The sequence below is a fragment of the Mesorhizobium sp. M8A.F.Ca.ET.021.01.1.1 genome (genome assembly GCF_003998025.1).
In the GTDB taxonomy this organism is placed as follows: Bacteria; Pseudomonadota; Alphaproteobacteria; order Rhizobiales; family Rhizobiaceae; genus Mesorhizobium.
In genome coordinates this window covers 1-9,036 of the sequence record NZ_RZSJ01000220.1, presented here as the reverse complement: position 1 = coordinate 9,036, position 9,036 = coordinate 1, and the positions used below count along the sequence as shown (strand labels likewise).

Genomic DNA, 9,036 nt, shown 5'->3' with positions numbered 1-9,036 from the left:
ACTGGTGCCCGCCCTTTGAGGGATTCTTCGTCTATTACCCCAGCCGCCGTCAGATGCGGCCGGCGCTGAGGGCTTTCGTCGATTTCTTCAGGGTGAGCGGGTAGGCAACTCTGCCCCTTGGCGGCAAGGGGAAGAAAGCTGACCGCGCCAACGTTCGCCTCCCATGCAGACCATCACCAACACCACGACCCGCTATGGCTGGGCAACCATCGTCCTCCACTGGCTGATCGGGATCATCTTCATCGGCCAGTTCACACTCGGCTTCGTCATGGTCAGGACCCAGAGCCAGCGTACCGCCTTCGAGCTGATCCAGCTGCACAAATCACTGGGCTTTCTGCTGCTTGGGCTCATCATCCTGCGTATCGCCTGGCGGCTCGGCAACGCCGCACCGCCCTTGCCGCCTTCTGTCGGCGCCCTGGAGCGCCGCTCGGCGCCGTTGGCGCATCTGGCGCTCTATGTCTTCCAGCTGGCCCTGCCTCTGTCCGGCTGGGCGCTGGTTTCGGTCTCGACGCTGGAAATCCCCAGCATGCCGTTCAACCTGTTCGTCATGCCCAACCTGCCGCTGCCCGAATCCGACGCCGCCGAAAGTTTTTGGGCGTCGGCGCACTGGTATCTCGCCTATGCCGGCATCGCGCTGGTTGCGCTGCATGTCTGCGCGGCCCTGCGCCACCATTTCCTGCTGCGCGACAGCGTGCTGACACGCATGATCACGCCTTCGTCAACCGGGGAATAGAACGGGCCTTGATCTCGTTGGTGCGGTGAGGACGCGAGAGAGCGTTGCCTCCGAACAAGGAACAATCCAATGCGTGCGCGAATCCTCGGATTGGCGGCTGCCGCCGCCTGTCTTGCCATGCCCGTCAATGCGGCAGTCGTACTCGGCGATGCCACCGGCAGCTATACGATCAGCCAGGCTGGTTCCGCGATCCGCTTCACCATCGGCAAGGCCGGCGGCGGCGGCTTCGATGGCGCCTTTGCCCGTTTCAAGGGCACGATCCGCATCGACAACAATGATGTCGGGCGCTCGAAAGTCGACCTCACCATCTATCCCGAAAGTGTCGGCACCGGCCAGGGCCGCATCGATGCCTTCCTGCGCTCCGATGCGGTGTTCGATGCGACCAACAGTCCCGAAATCCAGTTCCGCTCGACAAGCGTGAGCCGCACCGGTGACACGACGGCGCTCGTCACCGGCCGGCTGACGGCGCGCGGCAAGACGTTTCCGGAAAAATTCACCGCCGAACTCGACGGGTTGAAGGGTGGCACGATCAAATTCCATGTCACCGGCAAGGTGCTGCGCTCGCGCTACGGCATGGATGTCGGCACGCCGCTCTATTCCAACGTCGTCGATTTCGACATGACGCTGACTGGGAGAAGGGGCTAGGCGCGACCTGGTTCCTCGCCACAGCTTCGTGGGGCGGGGAACAGAGCACCCGCATTGGCTTTTCCGGCGATTTCGGGCAAACCTCCTTGCCTGTAACCGACAAGGAGAAGCGCGATGTTCCGATGGGGTGTGTTGTCGACGGCAAAGATCGGCCGCGAGCAGTTGTTGCCAGCAATCGTCGAGGCGGAGAACGGCGTGCTGTCGGCGATCGCCAGCCGCGACCTGTCGAAGGCCAAGGCATTGGGCGACCGCTTCGGCGCGCGCCATGCCTTCGGCTCCTATGAGGACCTGCTCGCTTCCGACCAAGTCGACGGCGTCTATATCCCCTTGCCGACGTCGCAGCATGTCGAATGGACGGCCAAGGCCATCGAGGCCGGCAAGCATGTGCTGGTCGAAAAACCGCTGGCGCTCGACGCCAAGAACATCGCGCCCCTGATCAAGCTGCGCGACCAGAAGAAGGTGCTGGTCTGCGAAGCCTTCATGGTCATCTACCATCCGCAATGGATCAAGGTGCGCGATCTCATCGCCAGCGGCGCCATCGGCCGGCTGCGCCATGTGCAGGGTGCTTTCTCCTATTACAATGTCGATCCCAACAACATGCGCAACAAGCTCGATCTCGGCGGTGGTGCACTGCCCGACATCGGCGTCTACCCGACCGTGTCGACGCGCTTTTCGACCGGCAAGGAGCCGCTGCGCGTACAGGCGACGATCGAGCGCGACAAGACATTCGGCACCGACATCTATTCCTCGATCCGTGCCGATTTCGGCGATTTCGAACTGTCCTTCTACCTGTCGACCCAGATGGCGGCACGCCAGGTGATGGTGTTCCATGGCGAGAAGGGTTTCATCGAAGTATTCTCGCCCTTCAATGCCGGGCTGTACGACCATCACCGCGTCGAACTGCACAACCAGAATCACACCGAGGCGCAGGTGTTCCGCTTTCCTGGGACGCAGCAATACAGGCTGGAGGTCGAGACCTTCGCGCGGGCGGCGCAAGGCGGCAAGGAGCGGGTTTTCACGCTGGAAGAATCCGTTCTCAACCAGAAAGTCATCGACGCCATCTTCCGCGCCGGCGACACGGGCGGCTGGGAGACCGTCTGAGACCCGCATTAAATAGCCGGCTAATCCTGGGAGGAAAAATGGCTGACGACGCGGATGTCATCATTGTCGGCGCCGGCCTTGCCGGGCTTGTTGCCGCCGCCGAGCTTGCCGAGGCCGGCAAGAAAATCATCATCGTCGACCAGGAGCCGGAGCAATCGCTGGGCGGCCAGGCGTTCTGGTCGTTCGGCGGGCTTTTCCTGGTCGATTCGCAGGAGCAGCGGCGCATGCGCATCCGCGACTCCCATGATCTGGCGCTCGAGGACTGGATGGGCACCGCCGCTTTCGACCGGCCGGAGGATTTCTGGCCGCGCAAATGGGCGGAGGCCTATGTCGGCTTTGCCGCCGGCGAGAAGCGCTCCTGGCTCCTGCAGCGCGGCCTGAAATTCTTTCCTGTCGTCGGCTGGGCCGAACGCGGCGGCGGCAATGCCATCGGCCATGGCAATTCGGTGCCGCGCTTCCACATCACCTGGGGTACCGGTCCCGGCGTGCTAGAGCCGTTCGTCCAGCGCGTGCGCGAGGCGCAAAAGCGCGGATTGATCGACTTCAGGTTCCGCCATCGGGCCAATGAGCTGACGCGGACGGGTGCGACCGTGACCGGCGTGCGTGGCGACATCCTGCAGCCGAGCACTGTCGAGCGTGGCCACAAGAGTTCGCGCGATGTGTCAGGCGACTTCGAACTGCATGCCCAGGCGGTGATCGTCGCCTCCGGCGGCATTGGCGCCAACCATCAGCTTGTCCGCGAGAATTGGCCCAAGCGGCTGGGCACGGCACCGAAGCGCATGATCACGGGCGTGCCCGACCATGTCGATGGCCGCATGCTGGCCATATCGGAACAGGCCGGCGGCTCGATCATCAACCGCGACCGTATGTGGCACTATGTCGAGGGCATCAAGAACTGGGCGCCGATCTGGACCGATCATGCCATCCGCATCCTGCCCGGACCGTCCTCGCTGTGGCTCGATGCCCGGGGAAAACGCCTGCCGGTGCCGCTTTATCCCGGGTTCGACACGCTGGGCACGCTCAGCCACATCATGAGTACCGGCTTCGATTATTCCTGGTTCATCCTGACCAGGAAAATCATCCAGAAGGAATTCGCGCTGTCGGGCTCGGAACAGAACCCCGATCTGACGGGAAAAAGCTGGCGCCAGGTGCTCGGCCGCGCCACGTCGGGCATCCCCGGTCCCGTCAAGGCGTTCATGGAAAAGGGCGAGGATTTCATCGTCGAGACCGAACTTTCGAAGCTGGTGGCGCGCATGAACGCGCTGGCCGGCGGCGAACCGCTGCTCGATGCGGCAGGGGTCGAGCGCGAGATCCGCGCCCGCGACATGCAGCTCGACAATCCGTTCTCCAAGGACATGCAGATCACCGCGCTGCGCGGCGCGCGCGCCTATCTCGGCGACCGGCTGATCCGCACGGCAAAGCCGCACAAGATGCTCGACCCGGCGAACGGACCGCTGATCGCGGTGCGCCTCAACATCCTGACCCGCAAGACGCTGGGCGGCCTGCAGACCGATCTCGACAGCCGCGTGCTGGGTCCCGACGGCCAGCCGGTACCGGGCCTCTATGCCGTCGGTGAAGCCGCGGGTTTCGGCGGCGGCGGCGTGCACGGCTACGCGGCGCTCGAAGGCACGTTCCTGGGTGGCTGCATCTTCTCGGGCCGCAGCGCGGGCCGGGCAGCGGCACGTTCGGTGGGGTGAGATGGCGGCGTCTTGCAGGCCTTTGGCCAGGCATGGCAAGGCCGACGCCATCGGCCGTGCAACCGACGAACCGCAGCGGTGGTTGAACGCGACCCGTGTCGCCGCTCCATGCTTGGCCGGGTGGACGTTAAACGCAGTCAAGTTGTGTTAAGTTGGGTAAAATCCCGCCGCCCGCCCGCATTTGTGCCTTAGGGGCCGGCATGAATGACGGACGGAATGGAATGAACAAGGTCCTCCTCATCGACGACGATGTCGAGTTGACGACGCTGCTGCAGGAATACCTGGTCGAAGAAGGGTATGACGTGGCGACAGGCACGGACGGCGGCACGGCGATTGCCGCCGCCGCGCGCAAAGCGGCGGACCTGATCGTGCTCGATATCATGATGCCCCGAATGAACGGGATCGAGGTCCTGCAAAGGATCAGGAAGCTGAGCCAGGTTCCGGTGCTGCTGCTCACGGCAAGAGGCGATGACATCGACCGGATATCGGGCCTTAACCTCGGTGCCGACGACTATGTGACAAAACCCTGTTCGCCGGGAGAGCTCGCGGCCCGAGTGCGCGCGATCCTTCGTCGTGCGAACCAGCCCGCGGTCGGCGCGTCCACTGACACGCTGAGAGCCGGACGGCTGGTGATCCATCCGAGCAACAGAACCGCCGAATGGGACGGGCAGTTGCTGGAGCTTACCGGTACGGAGTTCAGCCTGCTCGAAGTTCTCGCTCGCCATGCCGGTCAGTTGGTGCCGAAGCAAGACATCTCGAAACGGGCTTTTGGAAAGCCGCTAGCCCCGTTCGATCGCCGCATCGACGTCCATATCAGCAGCGTGCGTCAGAAGCTCGGCCTCAGGGACGATGGACAGTCATGGATAAGGTCTGTTCGCGGCCAAGGCTATCAACTTCTTTTGGACTGACATGCCCCGGCTGTTCAAGAAGTTCTTCGTGATAACCTGGCTGACGCTTGCCGCGTCCGTCGCGATCATAGTCCTGACGCTCGACTTCTTTCAGACGCTTCCTTCCGCTTCGAAACTGGAACGCCAGAAGCAGGCGGTCGTCCTCGACCTGACTGAAAACCTCCTTGTCAAGGACGGTGAAGATGCCGCTCGGCGCTTTGCCCGTGCAAGCGAGGACACGGTGCCGGTCGGCCTCACGATCTCCGAGATCGCGGGATCCGGCGCATGCACCGATAGGAGCACGGCGGAGACAAGAACCGTCCTGAAGGACGGGAGTTGCTACCGGATCTCCGTGCCTCGGCAATACAGTGTCATTCTCGACAAGCTTGGTCCGTTCGTACCAGGGCTCGGTATTTTGATTTCGAGCGCGATATCGGCGGCCGCGCTCGCCCGATATCTCATTCGTCCCGTCGTGCACCTTCGCGACGGCCTGAGCGCGCTCGCCCATGGCCGCTTCGACGTCCGCATCGGACACAAGATGGCAGGCCGGAAGGACGAGGTCTCCGCGCTCGCGCATGATTTCGATTCCAGCGCTGCGCGGTTGCAGGAGCTGCAGGAGGCACAGCAGAGACTTTTCCACGACGTGTCCCATGAGCTGCGCTCCCCGCTGTCACGTCTGCAAGCCGTTGGGGGTGTCCTTCGGCAGAGTCCGGGCAAACTCGATGCCATGCTGGATCGCATGGACCGGGAGATCGAACGGCTCGATGCGCTGGTCGGCGAAGTGCTGACGCTCGCCAGGCTGACGGCCGGTTCCCGCCTCCCTCTGTCGACACAGAGGCTGGACGTCATCGATCTCCTGAACGAAATCCTGAGCGACGCGGCGTTCGAAGCCCAGGCACGCCAGGTTTCGATCACCACCAATGTCGACGACAGCTTTCTTGCCGAGGTCGAAGGCGAGCTGATCTGCCGGGCGCTGGAAAACGTCATTCGCAACGCCGTCAAATACACCGCCGAACACTCGCAAATCATCGTGCAATGCGAGACCACGGAACACCTCCTCAAGGTGTGCGTCGTGGATCAGGGGCCGGGCGTCAGGCGAGACGAACTCGAACGAATCTTCCAGCCATTCTCCCGCGGCAACGACGCGGCACCCAGAGGCGGGTACGGTCTTGGCCTTGCGATCGCGAGACAGGCAATCGAGCGCCATGGCGGGCGCGTATACGCGTCGCTGCCGGACGTCGGCGGCTTGGCCATCATGCTGGAGATTCCTCGGCAGCCGGCCAACGATCGAGGTTGATGGCAAGGTTTACCCAACTTTACACTGCCTTTACCGCCATTAACGCTGGCATCGCTAAAGCTGGACCGCGACCCCGGTTCTTCAAATGCGAGAGAGTGGACTGATGTCGGTGACCACGACGGTGTTTCAGCAGGGCAAGAGGATGCGGTTCCTCTGGCTGGCCGTGCCATTACTTTTGACGCCGGTCCTATTGTCGCAGAGCGCCTGGCCGCCGGAGACTCTTCCTCGCCAAGGCATGGAGCTTATTGGCTCCGCATTTATCATAATATGTGTCGCCGGTCGGTGCTGGGCATCGCTGTATATAGGCGGACGCAAGAACCGGGAACTCATAACGAACGGCCCTTATAACCACACCCGCAATCCGCTGTACTTCTTTTCTTCCCTAGGGCTTGCCGGCATCGGCCTGATTTTCGGGTCAGTGGCGATTGCGGCCTTCTACTTCCTGTTTGGGTATCTGGTATTCGCTTATGTCTCAGGCCGCGAATCGATTGCTCTTGACGGGCTTTTTGGCGATGCCTACCGGGAATATTGCCATGAGGTGCCCGCCTTCCTCCCTCGCTTCGGACGAAGCGTTGGCGACGTCGCGCATCAATTGCCCAGGACGTTCAACCCGGTTGCGCTGAAGCGTACCGCTATCGACAGTTCCTGCTTTCTCCTTGCAATCCCCGGGTCCGAACTCATCGAGTCGTTGCAATCCGCAAAGCTCCTCAAACCAATACTGCACCTCTTTTGATGGCTGGGCTGCCGGCCCGATGAAACAAGTTTCCTCCGGCCCGCGTACGGTTCTGAGGCGAAACGCCCCGCTGGCCGCACCATCACGCTGGCGCTTCCGGCGACGTATGCGCCGGCTGAAGATCCGTGCCGATCGTGGGTTTTACCCAACTTTACACTGCCTTTACCGCGATTAACGCTGGGGCCGCTAGAGCTGAACCCATGATGCCGGTTCAGACGATTTGACAATGATCCTGAAGCTTCGACGACTTGAAATGCGGCCGCGAGCAGCGCTCTGCGCGGCCCTGTGGTTGTCCGCGTGCACGAGTGTGCCCTTGCCCCAGGGCACGTCCCTCAGTTCCTACGCCGGAATGAGCCCATCCACGGGCATCCTCGCAAAAGCGAGATTGCGTGTGGATCCGGCGCCGTTGCTCGCCGCACAGACCGTGCGCATTGTACCGACCGCGACGCAGATCGGCAGCAGTGGCTTCGATCCCAAAGACCTGGCGCTCGTCGCCAACGCGGTCGACCGGGCGCTCTGCACTGACCTTAGCGACCGCTTCCAGGTCGTGGCCCCGAGCCTGCCAGCGGACCTCATCGTCCACGCTACCGTCACCGACATCGTTGCGACCAATCGTACGGCGGCGGCGGGTTCCGTCGTTGCGTCGCTCGGCGCCTCGGTGGCGGGGCTCGGCGTTCCAGTCCCCCGGCTTCCGATCGGCCTCGGCGGCCTGGCCATCGAGGCCGAGGCCGTCGACAAGGACAGTTCCCAGAAGGCAGCCATTCTCTGGTCGCGCGGTGCAAACATAATCACGACCAAGGCTCGGGTGTCCACGGTGGGGGATGCGTATTCCCTCTCTTCGGCCTTCGCCGCTGACTTCAGCCGCATGCTGCTCAAGGGCAAGGACCCGTTCAAGGGAATGCCGGCGATACCATCGATGCAAAGACTGCGGGCCTCGCTCGGCGGTGATCCGAAATACGATGCCTGCAAGGCGTTCGGAACGGCTCCCGGCATTCCGGGAATGGTCGCCGCCCGCTTCGGCCTGCCGCCCACCTGGACCGACAGGGGCGCCGCGGTCTCCCGCTAGCGATAGCGGATATTTGTCGCGAGAAGCGGCGCTCTGCCGCACTTCGAGCAATCTAGAGCCGTTCCAGGAAAAGCGTGTAGCGGCTTTCCGTCCGGAATTGCGTAAAAACAAAGAGTTAGAAGAAGCACGTCCAAGATTGGCAGCGGCGGCGGTCGCAATCATGGATCATGGGATCGAGTTCGGAACTGCTGCGAACCCTCGTTGCCGCTTCCAGCGAAGAATCGGCGGCGTCGGCGCTCATAGTTCTGTACCGAAATGGCGCGCCCGAAGAGATTCGAACTCCTGACCCCCAGATTCGTAGTCTGGTGCTCTATCCAGCTGAGCTACGGGCGCGCATCAGGCCATGTTTTCGACGGCCCCGCGATCCGATCCGAAAGACCGGCCGCGAATGTGTGCAGTTCCCTAACGACTGAATTTGCGAAAAGCAAGCCGATCCGGCAAAAGTTTTGTCGCAAGCCTGTCATCCAGCGATGCCGGCGCCGATCCCGGCACTTCGAGCCGTGGGATCAGCCTGAATCCAGACGGCGGACAATCGGGTAAGGTCAGGGAAGAGGCGGGCCCGGAAGGCGAGTAATCCTCAGCAAACGGCCGGAAGCCGTCAGGCCGGGCGGCGCAGGCTGCCACGGGCCTGGTCGAGGCGCACCGGCTGGTCGGGGATGGTGACGGCGAATGTCGTGCGCCCGCCAATCGACTCGACCAATTCCACAGTGCCGCCATGCGCGCGGATCAGTTCATGCGCGATGGCCAGGCCAAGACCGGTGCCGCCGCTGCGCGCGGAGCCGCGGAAGGCCGCGAACAGGTTTTCGCGCGCCTTCGGCGGCAGGCCGGGGCCGGTGTCGGTGACGGCGATGCGGCTGACACTGCCCATGCGCTCGGC

9 protein-coding genes, 1 tRNA gene and 1 pseudogene are annotated in these 9,036 nt (G+C 62.9%); 9 read left to right on the top strand and 2 right to left on the bottom strand.

Annotated elements, in window-relative coordinates:
• From EOA36_RS38345 to EOA36_RS18055, 9 genes and pseudogenes are all read left to right on the top strand, one after another.
• A pseudogene (locus EOA36_RS38345) lies at positions 1-104 on the top strand (LysR family transcriptional regulator); the annotation flags it as partial.
• Between the two features lie 59 nt (positions 105-163).
• Positions 164-733, top strand: coding sequence for a cytochrome b (locus EOA36_RS18090; protein ID WP_127278795.1), 570 nt, complete (start codon positions 164-166; stop codon positions 731-733).
• 69 nt (positions 734-802) lie between these two features.
• Positions 803-1,378 (top strand): YceI family protein, encoded by a 576-nt coding sequence (locus tag EOA36_RS18085; RefSeq protein ID WP_127278794.1) that lies wholly within the window; start codon positions 803-805, stop codon positions 1,376-1,378.
• Positions 1,379-1,492: 114 nt separating this feature from the next.
• Entirely contained in the window at positions 1,493-2,479 is a 987-nt protein-coding gene (locus EOA36_RS18080; protein WP_127278793.1) for a Gfo/Idh/MocA family oxidoreductase, read from the top strand.
• Between the two features lie 38 nt (positions 2,480-2,517).
• Positions 2,518-4,176 (top strand): FAD-binding dehydrogenase, encoded by a 1,659-nt coding sequence (locus EOA36_RS18075; protein WP_127278792.1) that lies wholly within the window; start codon positions 2,518-2,520, stop codon positions 4,174-4,176.
• A gap of 221 nt (positions 4,177-4,397) precedes the next feature.
• Positions 4,398-5,084, top strand: a complete 687-nt coding sequence (locus EOA36_RS18070) for a response regulator (RefSeq protein WP_127278796.1) — start codon at positions 4,398-4,400, stop codon at positions 5,082-5,084.
• A 1-nt stretch (position 5,085) separates the two neighbouring features.
• The gene (locus EOA36_RS18065) at positions 5,086-6,360 is read left to right on the top strand and encodes an ATP-binding protein (protein ID WP_127278791.1); all 1,275 of its coding nucleotides are present in this window, start codon (positions 5,086-5,088) and stop codon (positions 6,358-6,360) included.
• A gap of 103 nt (positions 6,361-6,463) precedes the next feature.
• Positions 6,464-7,093 (top strand): isoprenylcysteine carboxylmethyltransferase family protein, encoded by a 630-nt coding sequence (locus EOA36_RS18060; RefSeq protein WP_189521927.1) that lies wholly within the window; start codon positions 6,464-6,466, stop codon positions 7,091-7,093.
• A 226-nt stretch (positions 7,094-7,319) separates the two neighbouring features.
• Complete coding sequence (locus EOA36_RS18055; protein WP_127278789.1) at positions 7,320-8,159, top strand: DUF3313 domain-containing protein; 840 nt, start codon at positions 7,320-7,322, stop codon at positions 8,157-8,159.
• A gap of 256 nt (positions 8,160-8,415) precedes the next feature.
• Here the strand turns inward: EOA36_RS18055 and EOA36_RS18050 are convergent.
• Positions 8,416-8,492 (bottom strand) — tRNA-Arg (locus tag EOA36_RS18050).
• Positions 8,493-8,757: 265 nt separating this feature from the next.
• Positions 8,758-9,036: ATP-binding protein (locus EOA36_RS18045; protein ID WP_145969208.1), on the bottom strand; the 279-nt coding region annotated here is incomplete at its 5' end.